Annotated in this window: 29 protein-coding genes; all 29 read right to left on the bottom strand. The window is 67.1% G+C overall.

Annotated features, from left to right (window positions below):
* Window positions 1-130: 130 nt before the first annotated feature.
* Window positions 131-244, bottom strand: coding sequence for a 50S ribosomal protein L36 (gene rpmJ / locus OG455_RS23790; protein WP_003956441.1), 114 nt, complete (start codon window positions 242-244; stop codon window positions 131-133).
* Window positions 245-283: 39 nt separating this feature from the next.
* On the bottom strand, window positions 284-505 hold the full coding sequence (gene infA / locus OG455_RS23785; RefSeq protein ID WP_003956442.1) for a translation initiation factor IF-1: 222 nt from the start codon (window positions 503-505) through the stop codon (window positions 284-286).
* A gap of 157 nt (window positions 506-662) precedes the next feature.
* Window positions 663-1,097 (bottom strand): large conductance mechanosensitive channel protein MscL, encoded by a 435-nt coding sequence (gene mscL / locus OG455_RS23780; RefSeq protein WP_266296852.1) that lies wholly within the window; start codon window positions 1,095-1,097, stop codon window positions 663-665.
* A gap of 58 nt (window positions 1,098-1,155) precedes the next feature.
* Window positions 1,156-1,995: a type I methionyl aminopeptidase gene (gene map / locus OG455_RS23775; RefSeq protein ID WP_266296851.1), complete on the bottom strand. Its 840-nt coding sequence runs from the start codon at window positions 1,993-1,995 to the stop codon at window positions 1,156-1,158.
* A gap of 204 nt (window positions 1,996-2,199) precedes the next feature.
* Window positions 2,200-2,859, bottom strand: coding sequence for an adenylate kinase (locus tag OG455_RS23770; RefSeq protein ID WP_266296850.1), 660 nt, complete (start codon window positions 2,857-2,859; stop codon window positions 2,200-2,202).
* On the bottom strand, window positions 2,859-4,166 hold the full coding sequence (secY, locus tag OG455_RS23765; RefSeq protein ID WP_266296849.1) for a preprotein translocase subunit SecY: 1,308 nt from the start codon (window positions 4,164-4,166) through the stop codon (window positions 2,859-2,861). The genes OG455_RS23770 and secY overlap by 1 nt, the downstream gene beginning before the upstream one ends.
* Before the next feature lie 329 nt (window positions 4,167-4,495).
* The gene (gene rplO / locus OG455_RS23760; protein ID WP_266296848.1) at window positions 4,496-4,948 is read right to left on the bottom strand and encodes a 50S ribosomal protein L15; all 453 of its coding nucleotides are present in this window, start codon (window positions 4,946-4,948) and stop codon (window positions 4,496-4,498) included.
* A gap of 1 nt (window position 4,949) precedes the next feature.
* Window positions 4,950-5,132 (bottom strand): 50S ribosomal protein L30, encoded by a 183-nt coding sequence (gene rpmD, locus OG455_RS23755; RefSeq protein WP_030300409.1) that lies wholly within the window; start codon window positions 5,130-5,132, stop codon window positions 4,950-4,952.
* Window positions 5,132-5,773: a 30S ribosomal protein S5 gene (rpsE, locus tag OG455_RS23750; RefSeq protein ID WP_266296845.1), complete on the bottom strand. Its 642-nt coding sequence runs from the start codon at window positions 5,771-5,773 to the stop codon at window positions 5,132-5,134. Before rpsE ends, rpmD begins: the two co-directional genes overlap by 1 nt.
* 48 nt (window positions 5,774-5,821) lie before the next feature.
* Entirely contained in the window at window positions 5,822-6,205 is a 384-nt protein-coding gene (gene rplR / locus OG455_RS23745; protein ID WP_266296844.1) for a 50S ribosomal protein L18, read from the bottom strand.
* Window positions 6,206-6,208: 3 nt separating this feature from the next.
* Window positions 6,209-6,748, bottom strand: a complete 540-nt coding sequence (rplF, locus tag OG455_RS23740; protein ID WP_266296843.1) for a 50S ribosomal protein L6 — start codon at window positions 6,746-6,748, stop codon at window positions 6,209-6,211.
* Between the two features lie 22 nt (window positions 6,749-6,770).
* Window positions 6,771-7,178 carry a 30S ribosomal protein S8 gene (rpsH, locus tag OG455_RS23735; RefSeq protein WP_266296842.1) on the bottom strand — a complete coding sequence of 136 codons (408 nt, stop codon included), beginning with the start codon at window positions 7,176-7,178 and terminating at the stop codon, window positions 6,771-6,773.
* Window positions 7,179-7,454: 276 nt separating this feature from the next.
* Window positions 7,455-7,640: a type Z 30S ribosomal protein S14 gene (locus OG455_RS23730; protein WP_030393303.1), complete on the bottom strand. Its 186-nt coding sequence runs from the start codon at window positions 7,638-7,640 to the stop codon at window positions 7,455-7,457.
* Between the two features lie 4 nt (window positions 7,641-7,644).
* Window positions 7,645-8,214: a 50S ribosomal protein L5 gene (rplE, locus tag OG455_RS23725; RefSeq protein WP_266296841.1), complete on the bottom strand. Its 570-nt coding sequence runs from the start codon at window positions 8,212-8,214 to the stop codon at window positions 7,645-7,647.
* Window positions 8,214-8,525, bottom strand: a complete 312-nt coding sequence (gene rplX, locus OG455_RS23720) for a 50S ribosomal protein L24 (RefSeq protein WP_266300927.1) — start codon at window positions 8,523-8,525, stop codon at window positions 8,214-8,216. The genes rplE and rplX overlap by 1 nt, the downstream gene beginning before the upstream one ends.
* 15 nt (window positions 8,526-8,540) lie before the next feature.
* On the bottom strand, window positions 8,541-8,912 hold the full coding sequence (gene rplN, locus OG455_RS23715) for a 50S ribosomal protein L14 (protein ID WP_030263487.1): 372 nt from the start codon (window positions 8,910-8,912) through the stop codon (window positions 8,541-8,543).
* A gap of 114 nt (window positions 8,913-9,026) precedes the next feature.
* A complete protein-coding gene (gene rpsQ / locus OG455_RS23710) occupies window positions 9,027-9,308 on the bottom strand; it encodes a 30S ribosomal protein S17 (protein WP_266296838.1) in 282 nt (93 codons plus the stop codon).
* A complete protein-coding gene (gene rpmC, locus OG455_RS23705) occupies window positions 9,308-9,532 on the bottom strand; it encodes a 50S ribosomal protein L29 (protein ID WP_110670525.1) in 225 nt (74 codons plus the stop codon). Before rpmC ends, rpsQ begins: the two co-directional genes overlap by 1 nt.
* Window positions 9,532-9,951 carry a 50S ribosomal protein L16 gene (rplP, locus tag OG455_RS23700; protein WP_266296834.1) on the bottom strand — a complete coding sequence of 140 codons (420 nt, stop codon included), beginning with the start codon at window positions 9,949-9,951 and terminating at the stop codon, window positions 9,532-9,534. Before rplP ends, rpmC begins: the two co-directional genes overlap by 1 nt.
* A 5-nt stretch (window positions 9,952-9,956) precedes the next feature.
* Window positions 9,957-10,790 carry a 30S ribosomal protein S3 gene (gene rpsC, locus OG455_RS23695; RefSeq protein ID WP_266296832.1) on the bottom strand — a complete coding sequence of 278 codons (834 nt, stop codon included), beginning with the start codon at window positions 10,788-10,790 and terminating at the stop codon, window positions 9,957-9,959.
* Window positions 10,790-11,137 (bottom strand): 50S ribosomal protein L22, encoded by a 348-nt coding sequence (gene rplV, locus OG455_RS23690; RefSeq protein WP_266296830.1) that lies wholly within the window; start codon window positions 11,135-11,137, stop codon window positions 10,790-10,792. Before rplV ends, rpsC begins: the two co-directional genes overlap by 1 nt.
* A gap of 49 nt (window positions 11,138-11,186) precedes the next feature.
* Entirely contained in the window at window positions 11,187-11,468 is a 282-nt protein-coding gene (rpsS, locus tag OG455_RS23685) for a 30S ribosomal protein S19 (RefSeq protein ID WP_030232469.1), read from the bottom strand.
* 11 nt (window positions 11,469-11,479) lie between these two features.
* Window positions 11,480-12,316: a 50S ribosomal protein L2 gene (rplB, locus tag OG455_RS23680; RefSeq protein ID WP_266296827.1), complete on the bottom strand. Its 837-nt coding sequence runs from the start codon at window positions 12,314-12,316 to the stop codon at window positions 11,480-11,482.
* A 43-nt stretch (window positions 12,317-12,359) separates the two neighbouring features.
* Complete coding sequence (rplW, locus tag OG455_RS23675; RefSeq protein WP_101381383.1) at window positions 12,360-12,677, bottom strand: 50S ribosomal protein L23; 318 nt, start codon at window positions 12,675-12,677, stop codon at window positions 12,360-12,362.
* Window positions 12,677-13,354: a 50S ribosomal protein L4 gene (gene rplD, locus OG455_RS23670; RefSeq protein ID WP_266296822.1), complete on the bottom strand. Its 678-nt coding sequence runs from the start codon at window positions 13,352-13,354 to the stop codon at window positions 12,677-12,679. The genes rplW and rplD overlap by 1 nt, the downstream gene beginning before the upstream one ends.
* 4 nt (window positions 13,355-13,358) lie before the next feature.
* On the bottom strand, window positions 13,359-14,006 hold the full coding sequence (gene rplC, locus OG455_RS23665) for a 50S ribosomal protein L3 (RefSeq protein WP_266296820.1): 648 nt from the start codon (window positions 14,004-14,006) through the stop codon (window positions 13,359-13,361).
* Between the two features lie 14 nt (window positions 14,007-14,020).
* On the bottom strand, window positions 14,021-14,329 hold the full coding sequence (rpsJ, locus tag OG455_RS23660) for a 30S ribosomal protein S10 (protein ID WP_012785157.1): 309 nt from the start codon (window positions 14,327-14,329) through the stop codon (window positions 14,021-14,023).
* Between the two features lie 486 nt (window positions 14,330-14,815).
* A complete protein-coding gene (locus OG455_RS23655) occupies window positions 14,816-16,648 on the bottom strand; it encodes a hypothetical protein (protein WP_266296818.1) in 1,833 nt (610 codons plus the stop codon).
* A complete protein-coding gene (locus OG455_RS23650; RefSeq protein WP_266296816.1) occupies window positions 16,645-17,538 on the bottom strand; it encodes a glycosyltransferase in 894 nt (297 codons plus the stop codon). The genes OG455_RS23655 and OG455_RS23650 overlap by 4 nt, the downstream gene beginning before the upstream one ends.
* Window positions 17,539-17,640 lie beyond the last annotated feature (102 nt).

Genomic DNA, 17,640 nt, shown 5'->3' with positions numbered 1-17,640 from the left:
GTTCGCACAGAGAGAGCCCCGGCCTCTGACCGGGGGTGGCAGTCCGTCCCCACTGACTGGGGGCGGATCGGGCGGCCCGTGTATGACGTTGTGCGCGTCGCGCGAAGGTACTACGAGAAATGCGGAAGGATCAGCCCTGGCGCTGCTTGTGGCGCAGGTTGTCGCAGATCACCATGACCCGGCCGTGGCGGCGGATCACCTTGCACTTGTCGCAGATCTTCTTGACGCTCGGCTTGACCTTCATGATTCAGGTTCTCCGGGTCTAGATCTTGCGGGGAGCTGTTTACTTGTAGCGGTAGACGATGCGTCCGCGAGTCAGGTCGTAGGGGCTCAGCTCCACGACGACGCGGTCATCCGGCAGGATTCGGATGTAGTGCATCCGCATCTTGCCGCTGATGTGCGCGAGGACCTTGTGACCGTTCTGCAGCTCTACCTTGAACATCGCGTTCGGGAGAGACTCGATCACGGTGCCCTCGATCTCAATGGCGCCTTGCTTCTTTGCCATGAACTACGAGATCCACCTTCCGGGACCGGCTACCGTATGCGGCACGCTCGTGCGAACCTGGGTTCACCCCGCCCCTGTGAGGGAAGAGGGCGTGCTGAAGCACGCTACGAGTGAGCCGACGATCCATCCTACAGTACCTGACAGGTGACCCCGGACCTCAGCGCTGCGGGCCGATACCGGCCGCGACCAGCGGCTGGACCGGCGCGGTGCAGGCCGAGCAGCGGCTGGCCGCCTCAGGTATCTCGGTCAGGCACTCGGGGCACGGGCGCTTGGCGGCCTTCGGCTTCTTCGGCAGGTAGCGGGCGGAGGCCCTGGCCACCGGCAGCACCACGAAGAAGTAGAGCACCGCGGCGGTCAGCACGAACGTGATCAGCACGTTGAGGAACTGCCCGTAGGGGAACTCGACGTTCAGCACCTTGAAGGTGTACGAGCTGAAGTCACCGGTCGCGCCGACCACCACACCCACCAGCGGGGTGAGGAAGGCCTTCACGAAGCCGCCGACCACCGCGGTGAAGGCGGAGCCGATCACGATACCGACGCCCATGTCGACGACGTTGCCGCGCATCATGAAGTCGCGGAAGCCCTTGAGCACTGTCTTGTTCCCCTTATGTCCGGTTTCGCCTGGCGGATCGATCCCAGACGATACCGGCTCAGGCCAGCGGATCGGGAGCCGCGGTCACCCCGAGGGCCGCGAGCTGGGCCTTTCCACCGTCGAAGGCGGTGAGCACCAGGGGGCCCTGCTCGGTGATGGCCACCGAGTGCTCCCAGTGCGAGGCCCAGGTGCCGTCGTTGGTGACGACCGTCCAGTCGTCCTCCAGCACCGAGGTGTGCGGCGTGCCGAGCGAGACCATCGGCTCGATCGCCAGCACGGTGCCGGGGACCAGCTTGGGGCCCTTGCCGCGGCCGCGCTCGACGTAGTTCAGCACGTGCGGCTCCATGTGCATCGCGGTGCCGATGCCGTGGCCGCCGTAGCCCTCGGTGATGCCCCACTTGCCCTTGGGCGGCAGCGGCTGGCGGCGGATGAAGCCCTCGATCGCCTTGGAGACGTCGACCAGGCGGTTGCTCTTCTTCATCTGCGCGATGCCGGCCCACATCGAGCCCTCGGTCACCCGGCTGAGCATCTCGACCTCGGGCCTGACCTCGCCGACCGCCACGGTGATGGCGGCGTCGCCGTGCCAGCCGTCCACGATGGCGCCGCAGTCGATGGAGATCAGGTCGCCCTCGGCCAGCACCCGCTCACCGGGGATGCCGTGCACCACCTCGTTGTTCACCGAGGCGCAGATCACCCCGGGGAACCAGAGGCTGCCGTGGTGCGCGCGGAAGTTGGAGGTGGCTCCGTGGTCGGCGATCACCTTGGCCGCGATGTCGTTGAGCTCCTGGGTGCTCACCCCGGGGGCGACCGCCTCGCGGCAGGCCTTGAGCGCCTCCGCGACGACCAGCCCGGCCGCTCGCATCTTCGCGATCTGCTCGGGGGTCTTGATCTCCACCATCTTGGCCAGTGCCTTTCGTCGGTATCTCTGCGGTGCCGCGGGCCTGCGGTACTCGGTGCTGCTGCGGTACTGGGGGCTTCGGCTGCCGCGGGCCGGCCCGGGCGCTCGCCGGACGGCCGCTCCTCTCCCCCACCGTACGACGCCGGACGGCCGCGGCACCCCGGGAAGGGGGTGCCGCGGCCGCGGGATGTGCGAGGGGCTTGCTCAGCCCTGCTTGCCGGCCTCCAGCGCGTCCACCGCGCGCTGGGTGACCTCGTCCACCTTGCCGAGCGCCGAGATCGTGGTGACCAGGCCCTGCTGGCGGTAGTAGTCGATGATCGGCTCGGTCTTGGAGTGGTACTCCTCCAGGCGGACCCGCACCGACTCCTCGGTGTCGTCCGAGCGCTGGTAGAGCTCGCCACCGCACTCGTCGCAGACGCCCTCGGCGACCGGCGGGTTGTAGACCACGTGGAAGACGTGGGCTCCGTTGTTGCGGCACAGGCGGCGGCCGGCGATGCGCTTGACCACCTCGTCCTCGGGGACCTCCAGGTCGAGCACCCCGTCCAGGGCGATGCCCTGCTCGGTGAGGAACTCGTCCAGGGCCTTGGCCTGCTCCAGGTTGCGCGGGAAGCCGTCCAGCAGGAAGCCCTGGGCGGTGTCCTGGTGCTGGAGCCGGTCCTTGGCCATCCCGATGGTGACCTCGTCCGGTACCAGCCGACCCTGGTCCATGTAGCTCTTCGCCTCGACACCCAGCGGGGTGCCCTGGCTGATGTTGGCCCGGAAGAGGTCACCGGTCGAGATGTGGGGAATGGACAGGGTCTTGGCGAGCACGTGCGCCTGAGTACCCTTCCCGGCCCCGGGAGGTCCGACGAGGACGATACGCATCAGCGGAGGAACCCTTCGTAATTACGCTGCTGGAGCTGGCTCTCGATCTGCTTCACAGTTTCGAGTCCGACACCGACGATGATGAGGATGCTGGTGCCACCGAACGGGATCGTGGTGCTCGCGTTGAGGGCGACCAGGCCGATCATCGGGATCAACGCGATGAGGCCCAGGTAGAGCGAACCCGGCCAGGTGATGCGGGTCAGCACGTAGTTCAGGTATTCGGCGGTCGGCCGACCGGCCCGGATGCCGGGGATGAAGCCACCATACTTCTTCATATTGTCGGCAACTTCTTCGGGGTTGAAGGAGATCGCGACGTAGAAGAAGGCGAAGAACACGATCAGCACGAAGTACGTGACCATGTAGGCGGGGTGGTCGCCCTTGGTGAAGTTGTTCTGGATCCAGGTCGCCCAGCCGGCCTTGCTGTTCGTCAGCTGCGCGACCAGCGCCGGGATGTACAGCAGCGAGGAGGCGAAGATGACCGGGATGACACCGGCCTGGTTCACCTTGAGCGGGATGTAGGTCGAGGTCCCGCCGAAGGCCCGCCGACCGATCATGCGCTTGGCGTACTGCACCGGAATCCGGCGTTGCGCCTGCTCCACGAAGATGACCAGGACCACCACCACGATGCCGACCGCGATCACCGCGAAGAAGTCGACCCAGCCGCCGCCGATCTTGCCGAGCTTCTTGATCGTCCAGAGGTTGCCGGGGAAACCGGAGGCGATCGAGGTGAAGATCAGGATCGACATGCCGTTGCCGATGCCGCGGTCGGTGATCAGCTCGCCGAGCCACATGATCATCGTGGTGCCCGCGGTCATGCAGATGACCATGGTGGCGATGCGGAAGACCGAGGTGTCCGGTACGACCTCGTTGCCGACCGGGCAGGTGGAGAAGAGCGCGCCGTTGGAGGCGGTCGCCACGATGCCGGTGCCCTGCAGGATGGCCAGGGCGATGGTCAGGTAGCGGGTGTACTGGGTGATCTTGGCGGTGCCGGCCTGCCCCTCCTTCTTCAGCGCTTCCAGTCGCGGGATCACGACGGTGAGCAGCTGGAGGATGATGCTGGCGGTGATGTACGGCATGATGCCGAGCGCGAAGATCGTCAACTGCAGCAGCGCACCGCCGCTGAACAGGTTGACGAGGCCGAAGAGGCCGTTGCTGCTCTGCTTCACGCACTCGTTCACGGCTTTGAAGTTGACGCCGGGGACGGGGATGTGCGCACCCATCCGGAACAGCACCATGATGCCCAGCGTGAACAGCAGCTTCTTGCGCAGGTCGGGCGTCTTGAACGCCCGCGCGAACGCACTGAGCACGGTGCCTCCTGCGCCTCCCGCACGTCGTCGGCGGGAGGGTCGGTCCTGAATGGGGAGTTGGGGTCGGTCCTGCTCCACGGCAGCCCGGGGGAGGCTACAAGGGAACTCCACGGACTCTAACAGTGCGCGGCAACGAAGAAGAAGCGCGCGAAGCGCGGGGTTGCCCATGGCACGCCCAGATGCCCGGTTTTGGCCTGGGTTGAACGCCAAAGTCATGCTGATGAACACACGAATGACCAGAGCCCCGCCCCTCGAAAGAGGGACGGGGCTCTGGTTCTGACCTGACGTCAGCGCGGGATCAGCACGATCTCAGCGGTTTGTCAGCGAGCTCAGATGAGCTCGATGACGGTGCCGCCGGCGGCCTTGATCTTCTCGGCGGCGGAGCCGGAGACGGCGTCCACCGAGACCTGCAGCGCGACGGAGATCTCGCCGGTGCCGAGCACCTTGACGAGCGAGTTCTTGCGAACCGCGCCCTTCTCGACGAGACCTTCGACCGTGACCTCGCCACCCTGCGGGTAGAGCTCGGCCAGCTTGTCGAGGTTGACCACCTGGAAGGTGATCTTGAAGGGGTTCTTGAAGCCCTTCAGCTTCGGCAGGCGCATGTGGAGGGGCATCTGGCCACCCTCGAAGCGCTGCGGAACCTGGTAGCGGGCCTTGGTGCCCTTGGTACCACGACCGGCGGTCTTACCCTTGGACGCCTCACCACGACCGACACGGATCTTGTCGGTCTTGGCGCCCGGGGCGGGACGCAGGTTGTGGATCTTGATCGGCGAGTCAGCCATCTCAGTCCACCTCCTCGACCGTGACGAGGTGACGCACGGTCTGGGCCATCCCGCGGATCTCGGGACGGTCCTCCTTGACGACCACATCGTGCATGCGCTTCAGACCCAGCGAGCGCAGCGTCTCGCGGTGGTTCTGCTTGCTGCCGATGTAGGACTTGGTCTGCGTGATCTTCAGGCGAGCCATCAGACACCCGCCCCAGCGGTCGCGGCGGCGGTGCCCGCGGCGCGAGCGCGCAGCAGGGCGGCCGGGGCCACGTCCTCGAGCGGCAGACCGCGGCGGGCCGCGATCTCCTCGGGGCGCACGAGGCCCTTCAGCGCGGCAACCGTGGCGTGCACGATGTTGATCGCGTTGTCCGAGCCGAGCGACTTCGACAGGATGTCGTGGACGCCGGCGCACTCCAGGACGGCACGCACCGGGCCACCGGCGATAACGCCGGTACCGGGGGAAGCCGGCTTCAGGAGCACGACGCCAGCGGCCTTCTCGCCCTGGATCGGGTGCGGGATGGTGCCCTGGATACGGGGGACCTTGAAGAAGTTCTTCTTGGCCTCCTCAACACCCTTGGCGATGGCGGCCGGAACCTCCTTCGCCTTCCCGTAACCGACACCCACGGTGCCGTCACCGTCGCCCACCACGACCAGCGCGGTGAAGCTGAAACGACGACCACCCTTGACAACCTTGGCGACACGGTTGATCGCGACAACGCGCTCGACGTAAGCAGTCTTCTCGACGACCGGGGCGTTGCCCTGGCCATCACGCTTACGGTCGCGCCGCTCGCCACCGGTGCCGCCGCCGGCGCCGCTACCGCGGCGCTGGGGTCCAGCCATTGGAATTACCTCTCTCGATTACGTCCGTCGACTGAGCCGACGAGCGGCTTAGAAGTCGAGCCCAGCCTCACGGGCGGCGTCCGCCAGGGCGGCGATGCGCCCCGCGTAACGGTTGCCCGCGCGGTCGAAGACGACCGTCTCGATGCCGGCGGCCTTGGCGCGCTCGGCGACCAGGGCTCCGACCTTCTTGGCCAGCTCGGTCTTGTCGCCCTCGTTGCCCTTGACGGACACGTCGAGGGTGGACGCCGACGCGAGGGTGTGACCCTTGGCGTCGTCGATGACCTGGGCGAAGATGTGGCGGTTCGAGCGGGTCACGACCATGCGAGGACGAACCTCGGTGCCGGTGACGCGCTTGCGCACACGGATCGCGCGACGCTTGCGGGCAGAGGGCTTGTAGGCGTTGCCCTTGCCGATCTTGACAGAGACGCTCATCGCTTACTTACCACTCTTTCCGACCTTGCGGCGGATGACCTCGCCCGCGTACTTGACGCCCTTGGCCTTGTACGGGTCGGGCTTGCGCAGCTTGCGGATCTTGGCCGAAACCTCGCCGACCAGCTGCTTGTCGATCCCGTCCACGTGGAACTTGGTGGGCGACTCGACCACGAAGGAGATGCCCTCCGGGGCCTCGATCAGGATCGGGTGGCTGTAGCCGAGCTGGAACTCCATCGAGGAGCCCTTCGCTGCGACACGGTAACCAACACCGCTGATCTCCAGCGACTTGCGGTAGCCCGCGGTCACGCCGGTGATCATGTTCGCCACCAGCGTGCGCGTCAGGCCGTGCAGGGCCTTCGACTGACGCTCGTCGTTCGGGCGCGAGACGACCAGGGTGCCGGTCTCGTCCTTGCTGATCTCGATCGGCTCGGCGACGACGTGCGCGAGGGAACCCTTGGGGCCCTTCACGCCGACCGTCTGGCCATCGATGGTGACGTCCACGCCGGCGGGAACCGGGATGGGCAGCCGTCCAATACGCGACATTGCTGTACCTCCGTTTCCCGAATTACCAGACGTAGGCGAGAACTTCTCCGCCTACGCCCTTCTTGGCGGCCTGCTTGTCGGTGAGGAGGCCGGAGGACGTGGAGATGATCGCCACGCCCAGGCCGCCGAGCACCTTCGGCAGGTTGGTGGACTTTGCGTAGACCCGCAGGCCCGGCTTGCTGATGCGCTTGATACCAGCGATCGAGCGCTCGCGGTTGGGGCCGAACTTGAGCTCGATGGTCAGCTTCTTGCCGACCTCGCCCTCCTGCGGCTCCTCGACCTTCCAGCTGGAGATGTAACCCTCCTGCTGCAGGATCTGCGCGACGTGCGACTTGATCTTGCTAGCCGGCATCGCCACGGAGTCGTGGTACGCCGAGTTCGCGTTACGCAGACGCGTGAGCATGTCTGCGATGGGGTCGGTCATGGTCATGATGGCCTCAGGCCTCTCTCGCCGTGGTTTCTCCGCGCCAGGTCCCCCCGCCGCACTCCGCGAGGAGTTCGGCAGGGGCACAGACGCAGGGGACCTGCGGCGTTAGTAAGACTGGGTGCGAGCCCTCGGTAGAGGGCCGCGGACATCCATAGGGAATGCCACGGCAGGGGGCCCGACCCCACTACCTTACGGGATCCGGAACTGGAACCCAAAAGGAGCGGGTCGGGCACCTCTGCTTCGCTGTGCTACCTGGAGCTCGGGCGCCTTGGGTAAGGACTACCAGGAGCTCTTGGTCACGCCCGGCAGCTCGCCGCGGTGCGCCATCTCACGGAGGCACACACGGCACAGGCCGAACTTGCGGTACACCGAGTGCGGACGGCCGCAGCGCTGGCACCGGGTGTAGGCCCGAACGCCGAACTTCGGCTTACGCTCGGCCTTCGCGATGAGGGACTTCTTCGCCATTGGCTCACGCCTCCTTGAACGGGAAGCCCAGAGCGCGCAGGAGCGCCCGGCCCTCGTCGTCGGTCTGAGCGGTGGTCACGACGGTGATGTCCATACCGCGCTGACGGTCGACCTTGTCCTGGTCGATCTCGTGGAACATAACCTGCTCGGTCAGACCGAAGGTGTAGTTGCCACGGCCGTCGAACTGCTTGGGGGAGAGACCACGGAAGTCACGGATACGCGGCAGAGCCAGCGACACCAGACGGTCCAGGAACTCCCACATGCGGTCACCACGAAGGGTGACGTGGGTGCCGATCGGCTGGCCCTCGCGCAGCTTGAACTGCGCGATGGACTTACGAGCCTTGGTCACGGCCGGCTTCTGACCGGTGATCGCGGTCAGATCCTTGATCGCGCCCTCGATCAGCTTGCTGTCACGAGCAGCCTCGCCGACACCCATGTTGACCACGACCTTGACCAGGCCGGGGATCAGCATGACGTTCTCGTACGAGAACTCCTCCTGCAGCTGGCCCTTGATCTCGGAGTTGTAACGCTCCTTGAGGCGGGGGGCCACCTTCTCAACAGTCGTCTCAGACATCAGATGTCCTCACCGGTCCGCTTGGCAACGCGGATCTTGTTGCCCTCGTCGTCGAAGCGGTAGCCAACGCGGGTGACGACCTTCTTGCCGTCCTTCTCCACGACCAGCTGCACGTTGGAGACGTGCACCGGGGCCTCGACGGTGATGATGCCACCGGCGGTGCCCTGGCCGGGCTTGGTGTGCTTCTTGACCCGGTTCACACCCTCGACGAGGACCTTGTTCTCGGTGGGCAGGGCCTGGATGACCTTGCCCTGCTTGCCCTTGTCCTTGCCGGTGATGACCTGGACCAGGTCACCCTTCTTGATCTTCATGCTGTTCGCCATGGGTTAGAGCACCTCCGGCGCCAGCGAGATGATCTTCATGAACTTCTTGTCACGCAGCTCGCGGCCCACCGGGCCGAAGATGCGGGTACCACGGGGGTCACCATCGGTGTTCTTGAGAACGACAGCGGCGTTCTCGTCGAACCGGATGTAGGAACCGTCGGGGCGACGGCGCTCCTTCACGGTGCGGACGATGACGCACTTGACGACATCGCCCTTCTTCACCGAGCCACCGGGGATCGCGTCCTTGACGGTTGCGACGATGACGTCCCCGATACCGGCGTAGCGGCGACCGGAGCCACCGAGAACGCGGATGCAGAGAATCTCCTTGGCACCCGTGTTGTCGGCGACGCGCAGTCGCGACTCCTGCTGGATCACAGCTTTCTCCTGATCGTCAACGAGAGACGACGGGCCGGCCGCTGCTCACACCAGCGTCCCGCGCGGAACCGCGCGAGGACCTGGTGCACATACGGCCGTACCACATCGGCTTCGTTACTTGGCCTTCTCGAGGATCTCGACGACGCGCCAGCGCTTCGTCGCGGACAGCGGGCGGGTCTCCGCGAGGAGGACCCGGTCACCGATGCCACAGGCGTTCGCCTCGTCGTGCGCCTTCAGCTTGTTCGTACGGCGGATGACCTTGCCGTACAGAGCGTGCTTGACGCGGTCCTCGACGGCGACGACGACGGTCTTGTCCATCTTGTCGCTGACGACGAGACCCTCACGGGTCTTGCGGAAACCGCGCGTCTCAGTCTCGTTGGTGGTGTTCTCAGTCATCAGGCGCTCTCCACCGTCTCGATGCCCAGCTCGCGCTCGCGCATCAGGGTGTAGATCCGCGCGATGTCCTTACGGACCAGCCGGAGCCGTCCGTGGTTGTCGAGCTGTCCGGTCGCCGCCTGGAAGCGGAGGTTGAACAGCTCCTCCTTGGCCTCGCGGAGCTTGGCAACGAGACCCTCGTTGTCCAGCTCGCGCAGCTCAGCAGCCTTGGTGCCGGCCGACATCAGCTCTCACCTGCCTCGCGCCGGACAATCCGGCACTTCATCGGGAGCTTGTGAGCAGCGCGGGTCAGCGCCTCACGAGCAACCTTCTCGTTGGGGTAGGACAGCTCGAACATGACCCGTCCCGGGTGAACGTTGGCGATCCACCACTCCGGCGAACCCTTGCCGGAACCCATGCGGGTCTCGGCCGGCTTCTTCGTGAGGGGGCGGTCCGGGTAGATGTTGATCCAGACCTTGCCACCACGCTTGATGTGACGGGTGATGGCGATACGAGCGGACTCGATCTGCCGGTTCGTCACGTAGGCCGGGGTGACGGCCTGGATGCCGTACTCGCCGAAGGCGAGTTCGGTGCCACCCTTGGCAGCGCCACGGCGCTTCGGGTGGTGCTGCTTGCGGTGCTTGACCCGACGGGGGATCAGCATGTCGGTCAGGCCTCCGTTCCGGTGCTCTCAGCAGCCGGCGCCTCGTTCACCGCGGCCGCGGGGGCCTCGGTGCTCGCGGGACGACGGCCGCCACGGGCGCCACCGCGCTCGCCGCCACGGCCACCGCGCTCGCCGCCACGCGCGGGGCGGGCGTCGTTGCGGGCCGGACGGTTGCCCGAGCGGGCAGCGGCGTTCTCAGCGCGGACCTCGGCGATGTTCTTGACGTCGCCCTTGTAGATCCAGACCTTCACGCCGATGCGGCCGAAGGTCGTCTTGGCCTCGAAGAAGCCGTAGTCGACGTTCGCGCGCAGCGTGTGCAGCGGCACACGACCCTCGCGGTAGAACTCCGAACGGCTCATCTCGGCGCCGCCGAGACGACCGGAGCACTGGACCTTGATGCCCTTGGCGCCGGACTTCATGGTGCCCTGCATCGACTTGCGCATGGCACGGCGGAAGGAGACGCGGGAGGACAGCTGCTCCGCGACGCCCTGAGCCACGAGCTGGGCGTCCAGCTCGGGGTTCTTGACCTCGAGGATGTTCAGCTGGACCTGCTTGCCGGTCAGCTTCTCGAGGTCGCCGCGGATGCGGTCGGCCTCGGTGCCGCGCCGGCCGATGACGATGCCGGGGCGAGCGGTGTGGATGTCGACGCGGACGCGGTCGCGGGTGCGCTCGATCTCAACCTTCGAGATGCCGGCGCGCTCCATGCCCTTCGTCATCATGCGACGAATGGCGACGTCTTCCTTGACGTAGTCCTTGTACAGCTTGTCGGCGTACCAGCGGGACTTGAAGTCCGTGCTGATGCCGAGGCGGAACCCGTGCGGGTTAACCTTCTGGCCCATTACCGGGTCCCTTCCTTGCTGCTGACGACCACGGTGATGTGGCTGGTCCGCTTGCGGATCCGGTAGGCACGGCCCTGGGCACGCGGACGGAACCGCTTCAGGGTCGGGCCCTCGTCAACGTACGCCTCGCTGATGACGAGGTCGTCCACGTTGTTGTGGTTGTAGTTGTGCGCGGCGTTGGCGATGGCGCTGTTCAGCACCTTGCCGACCGGCACGGTCGCGGCCTGCGGAGCGAAACGCAGGACCGCCTGGGCCTCCGTGGCGCTCATGCCACGGATGAGGTCCACCACGCGGCGGGCCTTCATGGGCGTGACGCGGATGTACCGCGCCTGGGCCCTGGCTTCCATGGTTGTCCCCTTGCTGGTGTCAGTCATAGTCGTTGCTTTCAGCCGGCGACTAGCGACGCTTCGACTTGCGGTCGTCCTTGACGTGACCGCGGAACGTACGCGTCGGCGCGAACTCGCCGAGCTTGTGGCCGACCATCGACTCGGTGACGAACACCGGGACGTGCTTGCGGCCATCGTGGACCGCGATCGTGTGACCGAGCATGCTCGGGCTGATCACGGAGCGACGGGACCAGGTCTTGATGACGTTCTGGGTACCCGCCTCGTTCTGTACGTCCACCTTCTTGATGAGGTGGCCGTCGATGAAGGGGCCCTTCTTGAGACTGCGCGGCATCTGACCTGCTCCTAGCGCTTCTTGTTGGTCTTGCGGCGGCGCACGATGAGAGCGTCCGAAGCCTTACCGGGCTTGCGGGTGCGACCCTCCTTCTTGCCCCACGGCGAAACCGGGTGGCGACCACCGGAGGTCTTGCCCTCACCACCACCGTGCGGGTGGTCGATCGGGTTCATGGCCACACCACGCACGGTCGGGCGAACGCCCTTCCAGCGCATACGGCCGGCCTTGCCCCAGTTGATGTTCGACTGCTCGGCGTTGCCGACCTCGCCGACGGTGGCGCGGCAGCGCACGTCGACCAGGCGGATCTCACCGGAGGGCATGCGCAGGTGCGCCATGCGACCCTCACGGGCGAGCAGCTGGATGCCGGAGCCGGCGGAGCGGGCCATCTTGGCACCGCCGCCGGGACGCAGCTCCACCGCGTGGATGGTGGTACCGACCGGGATGTTGCGCAGCGGCAGGTTGTTGCCGGGCTTGATGTCGGCCGTCGGGCCGTTCTCAATCCGGTCACCCTGCGTGATGCCGCGGGGGGCGATGATGTAGCGCTTCTCGCCGTCCGCGTAGTGCAGGAGCGCGATGCGCGCGGTGCGGTTCGGGTCGTACTCGATGTGCGCGACCTTGGCCGGCACGCCGTCCTTGTCGTGACGACGGAAGTCGATCACGCGGTAGGCGCGCTTGTGTCCGCCACCCTGGTGGCGAGCGGTGATACGACCGGCGTTGTTACGGCCGCCCTTGCTGTGCAGGGGGCGAACCAGCGACTTCTCCGGCGTGGACCGCGTGATCTCTACGAAGTCGGCCACGCTGGAGCCACGACGGCCCGGCGTAGTCGGCTTGTACTTGCGGATGCCCATTTGGCTCTCTCGTCCTCGTCCTTAACGACGATCCGGACCTCCGTTAGGAGACCGGACCACCGAAGATGTCGATGCGGTTGCCCTCAGCCAGCGTCACGATGGCGCGCTTGGTGTCCTTGCGCTTGCCAAAGCCCGTCTTGGAGCGCTTGCGCTTGCCCTGACGGTTGAGCGTGTTGACGGACTCGACCTTGACCGAGAAGACCGCCTCGACGGCCTGCTTGATCTGGGTCTTGTTGGCACCGGGCGACACGACGAACGTGTACTTGTTCTCGTCGAGGAGCGCGTAGCTCTTCTCGGAGATGACCGGCTTCACCAGGACGTCACGGGGGTCCGTGAACGTCTTGCTCGTAACGTCGCTCATCAGGCGGCGCTCCCTTCGAGCTCGCCCTCAGCGGCAACGGCCTTCGCGGACGCGGCCGGACCGGCCACGAAACGCTCGAAGGCGGCCTGGGTGAAGACCACATCGTCGGAGACGAGCACGTCGTAGGTGTTCAGCTGACCCGCGTCCAGGATGTGCACGTGCGGCAGGTTGCGAGCGGACTTCAGGCCCAGCTCGTCCGCGCGCTCGACGACCAGGAGGACGTTCTTGCGCTCGGTGATCTTGCCGAACAGGCCCTTGGCGGCCTTGGTCGACGGCGCCTCGGTCGCGGTCACGCCGGTGATGACGTGGATGCGGTTGTGGCGGGCCCGGTCGGTGAGCGCACCGCGCAGGGCGGCGGCGATCATCTTCTTCGGGGTCCGCTGCGAGTAGTCGCGCGGCACGGGACCGTGCACGACGCCACCGCCGGCGAACTGCGGCGCACGGGTCGAGCCCTGGCGGGCGCGGCCGGTGCCCTTCTGGCGGTACGGCTTGCGGCCGCCGCCTCGGACCTCGCCGCGAGTCTTGACCTTGTGGGTGCCCTGACGGGCCGCAGCGAGCTGCGCCACGACGACCTGGTGCATCAGCGGAACGCTGACCTTGGCGTCGAAGATCTCGGCGGGCAGCTCGAGGCTGCCGGTCTTGTCACCCGAGGGCGACAGGATGTCAATGGTGCTCATATCCTCACAGCCCCTTCGCCGCGGTGCGGACGAGGATGAGGCCGCCGTTCGGACCGGGGATCGCTCCCTTGATCAGGAGCAGCCCCTTCTCCGCGTCAACGGCGTGGATGGTCAGGTTCTGGGTGGTCACGCGCTCGTGGCCCATCCGGCCGGCCATCTTCATGCCCTTGAACACGCGACCCGGGGTGGCGCAGCCACCGATCGAGCCGGGCGAACGGTGCTTGCGCTGCACGCCGTGCCCGGCGCCGAGGCCCTTGAAGTTGTGACGCTTCATGACACCGGCGAAGCCCTTGCCCTTGGAGGTGCCGGTCACGTCGACCTTGACACCCGCCTCGAACAGCTCGGCGGTGATCTCCTGGCCCAGCGTGTACTCGGACGCGTCCGAGGTACGCAGCTCGACCAGGTGGCGGCGCGGGGTGACACCGGCCTTGGCGAAGTGACCCGCGAGGGGCTTGTTCACCTTGCGGGGGTCGATCTCGCCGAAGCCGATCTGCACGGCGTCGTAGCCGCTCGCGCTGTCGGCGGTGTGGACCTGGGTCACGACATTGGGCCCGGCCTTGACGACGGTCACCGGAACGATCCGGTTGTTCTCGTCCCAGACCTGGGTCATGCCGAGCTTCTCGCCCAGGATGCCCTTAATCTGCTTTGCCATCTTCGTCGCGCCTCTCAGAGCTTGATCTCGATGTCGACGCCGGCCGGAAGGTCGAGGCGCATCAGCGAGTCAACGGTCTTCGGGGTCGGGTCGAGGATGTCGATCAGACGCTTGTGAGTGCGCATCTCGAAGTGCTCGCGCGAGTCCTTGTACTTGTGCGGCGAGCGGATGACGCAGTACACGTTCTTCTCAGTGGGCAGCGGCACCGGGCCCGCGACCTGCGCACCAGTGCGAATGACGGTCTCGACGATCTTCTTCGCCGAGGAGTCAATCACCTCGTGGTCGTAGGCCTTGAGCCGGATGCGGATCTTCTGTCCCGCCATGGCTACTCAGTAGTCCTTTGTGTCGTCTGCTGCTACTACGGCCGAACTCGTCCGGCGGACTCGTTCGGTGGTGATCCTGGGTGGTTGCCCTCCGGCCCCCGCGCTCGGGCGTGTCGCGCCCGCGCTTAAAAAAGAGCAGAAATCCTCTTCCCGAGGATCCGGATTGCCTTGCACCCACAGAACGCCGGGTCGAGGCCCTGCCCACGCTTCCCGGAAGATTCCCGTACGTCCGCCCCGCAGCTGCCGCGGTGTCGCTTACACACCACTGCGGCCACACGCGGCACCCTGGGGTACAACGCGGCCACATGAACGGCCATCACGGGAACGACGAGTACATGGGACTCGCTTCCGGTCCTCCCGGCGGGAGGCGCGCAGCATCGGCACTCAACCGAGCAACTTGGACATCCTGCCATAGCACGAGGTGGGAAAGCCAATCGGGGCCGGCGTGGTATGTGCCACGCCGGCCCCGACTATCGCCGACCGAGATCAGTCACGGCGCCAGACGACCCAGTTCAGATCGGGCCTGGCCACCGCGACGTGCCAGCCCGCGGGGGCGTTCGGCCAACTCGCCGTCGCGGGCTTGCCGCCACCCCAGATACCGAGTACCGCGACGTTGGCATCGGCCGGCGGGTGCGGGTCGTCCAGCAGCTGCCAGACCCAGGTCCGACCGCGCAGCTGTAGATAGGGCATCACCGTCCGTGATGTCCAATCGAAGTGACCGTCCATGACGACCCGGTCGTCAGGGGTGATCCCCGCCTGCCGGGTGAAGTCGATCGAGCTCTCGTGGGCCGCGTTCTGCGTGGGCTTGGTCACGTAGTCGGTGATGGTCGCCGTCGCGTACCCGGCCAGCGCCGCCAGCGCCAGGCCGGCCACAGCGGTGGCCACAACGGCACGACGACGCCCGCCGGCGAACCGGATCAGCATCACGGCGGCGAAGACGACCAGCGCGACCACGATGGTGATCACCACGTGGTACTCGTTCCACCGGCCGGTCCAGCGGCTCTGCAGGAAGGAGGCGTCGGGCAGCCCCCACCGGACGTAGTGGTCCTTGGGGAAGGTCTTCTCGGCGAGCTTGAGCAGCAGCTCGGTCTGTGCCAGGGCCAGAGCCACCGTGCCCAGGGTCAGCCAGAGCAGCAGGCGGCCGGACAGCCGGCAGAGCACCGCCGCGGCGACCACGAAGAAGACCGGGACCAGGGGCGACAGGTAGCGGGCGTAGGTGACGGTGTCGTAGCGGTAGTCCTCCTCCAGCGCGGCCGCGGCCGCCACCGCAACTCCCACCAGCAGCCCCACCAGGAGGAACGCGACCACCCGGTCGGCCCGCGGCAAGCGGCGGTGGAAGACACACGCCACGCACACAACGGCCGCCAGCGCGCCCAGGCCCCAGGACTGGACGACGAAATACCACAGGTGCCCGACGGTGCGCATCACCGTGCGGTGCAGCAGATGGGTGTCGGTCAGCGAGTCCAGCACCGCATTGCCCACAGCCGTGGGCTTGGCGCCGTCGATGACGGACGTCAGCCACGAGGTCATCAGTTGCTTCACCGCGAACAGGACCGCGATCACGCCCAGCGCGGACGCCGTGGCGACCCGCGGCGCCCAGCCGCGGACCAACGCCGCCAGCAGCACCAGGACGGTCAACGCGACCACCACGCCGCCGCGGTCGTGGGTCAGCTGGGAGTAGCCGGCCGCCAGTGCGGCCAGCAGGCCGTAGCCGACCCGGCGGCGGACCGTGCCCGGCGACAGCAGGCCGTGGATGCCGAGCAGCCAAGCGAACAACAGGGCCGGCAGGGCCGTGTCCGCCATCGCGTACTGCGAGTAGAACACCACCGGCGGCAGCATGACGGCCGCGGTGGCGAAGATGAGGGCCACCGGACGCGAGAGCGCCAGCCGGCGCAGTGCCAGGTAGGCCAGCGGCAGCACCAGGCAGCTCATCAGGGCGTTGATACCCATGATCAGGTGGTAGGCGGTGACAGGGTTGTGGCTGATCCGCAGGGCCGGCGAGATCAGCAGCGAGTAGCCGCTCGGCACGACCTGGTCACCGGGGATCGAGGTGGTGGGCAGGCCCGCGAGGATGCGCGCCTGGACCAGGTAGTACGTCTCGTCCGGCAGTACGGCCGGGCAGTCCCGGTTGCGGACCAACCACAGCCGGAAGCCGACCTGGAGGACGTAGCCGACGGCCAGCGCCAGGGTCGTCAGGAGGCGAGGGTCCCGCCGGGCCCCGGCCGGCCGCGCGGTCCCGCGCGCGCGCCGGCGCGGGGTCGACGCCGCGGGTGTGGCCCCGCGGCCGGCCGGGTCACCGCTGATGGTCGTGGCGCTCACTTGCCGCGCAGCGCCTTGCCGGCCATCGTCCCAGCGTGCGCGAAGTCGCCCGCACCGAGCCGGCCGACCGCCAGCATCAGGGCGTGCAGCCGGGAGGTCAGGTGCAGGTCGGCCGCCCGAGCCGCACCGTTCCAGCCACGGCCGCGCAACTCGTCGGCGATCAGCGCGTAGTAGCGGGCCTCCTCGTCGAACCGCTTGCCGTCCTTGGCGCGCTGCGAGGAGTCGCTGGCCTGGTGCCGGCGGTAGCGGAACACCTCCCGCGGGTCGACCAGCAGGGTGCCGCCGTCCATCAGCATGTCGACCACGAACGCCAGGTCGTGGCAGGCGTCGATGTCCGGGCGGTAGGGGATCTTCGACAGCGCCGACTGGCGGTAGGTCAGCGAGGGCGTGTACAGCCAGTTACCGGCCAGCAGGCCCTTGACCGCGGCCTCGCCGCTGATCCGGCCGGCCTTGCGCGCCGAGGAGCTGATGGCGTGCTTGACCTTGTCCCCCAGACCCGCCGAGGGCAGCAGGTTGCCGTCACTGTCCATGAGGCGCACGCCGGGCTGGACCATGATGGCCTGCGGATCCGCCTCCAGCCGCTCCAGCACGACATCGAGGTAGTCCGGCTCCAGCAGGTCGTCGGCGCCCATCATGCAGACGAACTCCCGCTCGGCCAGCTGGGACGCCTTGTAGGTGTTGCCGTTGGGACCCAGGCGCTCATCGTTGCGCTGGTAACGGATCCGGTCGTCGCCCAGGGTCTGGATGTACTCGAACGCTCGGTTCCCCGGGTACCCGTCGTCCACGATGGTCAGCCGCCAGTCCTGCCGGTGCTGGGCCCGGACGCTGTCGATGGTGGCGAACAGGTACTCCGGGTCCCCGTAGTAGGGGATGACGAAATCGACACTCATGGCGGGTGCTGTACCTCCTGGTCCTTGCGCGTACGCGGGGGCGCCACCCGGCTGCGGCCGAGTGGCGCCCAGTCAATCAGCTGCTTGCCGATCGGCCGAATC

This window comes from Kitasatospora sp. NBC_01287, from assembly GCF_026340565.1.
Taxonomy (GTDB): Bacteria; Actinomycetota; Actinomycetes; order Streptomycetales; family Streptomycetaceae; genus Kitasatospora.
This window is presented reverse-complemented; position numbering and strand designations above follow the sequence as displayed.

Bases quoted from the DNA above. Each gene is read 5' to 3' on its own strand.
- rpmJ (WP_003956441.1), bottom strand. From the start codon at position 244: ATGAAGGTCAAGCCGAGCGTCAAGAAGATCTGCGACAAGTGCAAGGTG.
- infA (WP_003956442.1), bottom strand. From the start codon at position 505: ATGGCAAAGAAGCAAGGCGCCATTGAGATCGAGGGCACCGTGATCGAG.
- map (WP_266296851.1), bottom strand. From the start codon at position 1,995: ATGGTGGAGATCAAGACCCCCGAGCAGATCGCGAAGATGCGAGCGGCC.
- OG455_RS23770 (WP_266296850.1), bottom strand. From the start codon at position 2,859: ATGCGTATCGTCCTCGTCGGACCTCCCGGGGCCGGGAAGGGTACTCAG.
- rplO (WP_266296848.1), bottom strand. From the start codon at position 4,948: ATGGCTGACTCGCCGATCAAGATCCACAACCTGCGTCCCGCCCCGGGC.
- rpmD (WP_030300409.1), bottom strand. From the start codon at position 5,132: ATGGCTCGCCTGAAGATCACGCAGACCAAGTCCTACATCGGCAGCAAG.
- rpsE (WP_266296845.1), bottom strand. From the start codon at position 5,773: ATGGCTGGACCCCAGCGCCGCGGTAGCGGCGCCGGCGGCGGCACCGGT.
- rplR (WP_266296844.1), bottom strand. From the start codon at position 6,205: ATGAGCGTCTCTGTCAAGATCGGCAAGGGCAACGCCTACAAGCCCTCT.
- rplF (WP_266296843.1), bottom strand. From the start codon at position 6,748: ATGTCGCGTATTGGACGGCTGCCCATCCCGGTTCCCGCCGGCGTGGAC.
- rpsH (WP_266296842.1), bottom strand. From the start codon at position 7,178: ATGACCATGACCGACCCCATCGCAGACATGCTCACGCGTCTGCGTAAC.
- OG455_RS23730 (WP_030393303.1), bottom strand. From the start codon at position 7,640: ATGGCGAAGAAGTCCCTCATCGCGAAGGCCGAGCGTAAGCCGAAGTTC.
- rplE (WP_266296841.1), bottom strand. From the start codon at position 8,214: ATGTCTGAGACGACTGTTGAGAAGGTGGCCCCCCGCCTCAAGGAGCGT.
- rplX (WP_266300927.1), bottom strand. From the start codon at position 8,525: ATGAAGATCAAGAAGGGTGACCTGGTCCAGGTCATCACCGGCAAGGAC.
- rpsQ (WP_266296838.1), bottom strand. From the start codon at position 9,308: ATGACTGAGAACACCACCAACGAGACTGAGACGCGCGGTTTCCGCAAG.
- rpmC (WP_110670525.1), bottom strand. From the start codon at position 9,532: ATGTCGGCCGGCACCAAGGCTGCTGAGCTGCGCGAGCTGGACAACGAG.
- rplP (WP_266296834.1), bottom strand. From the start codon at position 9,951: ATGCTGATCCCCCGTCGGGTCAAGCACCGCAAGCAGCACCACCCGAAG.
- rpsC (WP_266296832.1), bottom strand. From the start codon at position 10,790: ATGGGCCAGAAGGTTAACCCGCACGGGTTCCGCCTCGGCATCAGCACG.
- rplV (WP_266296830.1), bottom strand. From the start codon at position 11,137: ATGGAAGCCAGGGCCCAGGCGCGGTACATCCGCGTCACGCCCATGAAG.
- rpsS (WP_030232469.1), bottom strand. From the start codon at position 11,468: ATGCCGCGCAGTCTCAAGAAGGGCCCCTTCATCGACGGCCACCTCATC.
- rplB (WP_266296827.1), bottom strand. From the start codon at position 12,316: ATGGGCATCCGCAAGTACAAGCCGACTACGCCGGGCCGTCGTGGCTCC.
- rplW (WP_101381383.1), bottom strand. From the start codon at position 12,677: ATGAGCGACGTTACGAGCAAGACGTTCACGGACCCCCGTGACGTCCTG.
- rplD (WP_266296822.1), bottom strand. From the start codon at position 13,354: ATGAGCACCATTGACATCCTGTCGCCCTCGGGTGACAAGACCGGCAGC.
- rplC (WP_266296820.1), bottom strand. From the start codon at position 14,006: ATGGCAAAGCAGATTAAGGGCATCCTGGGCGAGAAGCTCGGCATGACC.
- rpsJ (WP_012785157.1), bottom strand. From the start codon at position 14,329: ATGGCGGGACAGAAGATCCGCATCCGGCTCAAGGCCTACGACCACGAG.
- OG455_RS23650 (WP_266296816.1), bottom strand. From the start codon at position 17,538: ATGAGTGTCGATTTCGTCATCCCCTACTACGGGGACCCGGAGTACCTG.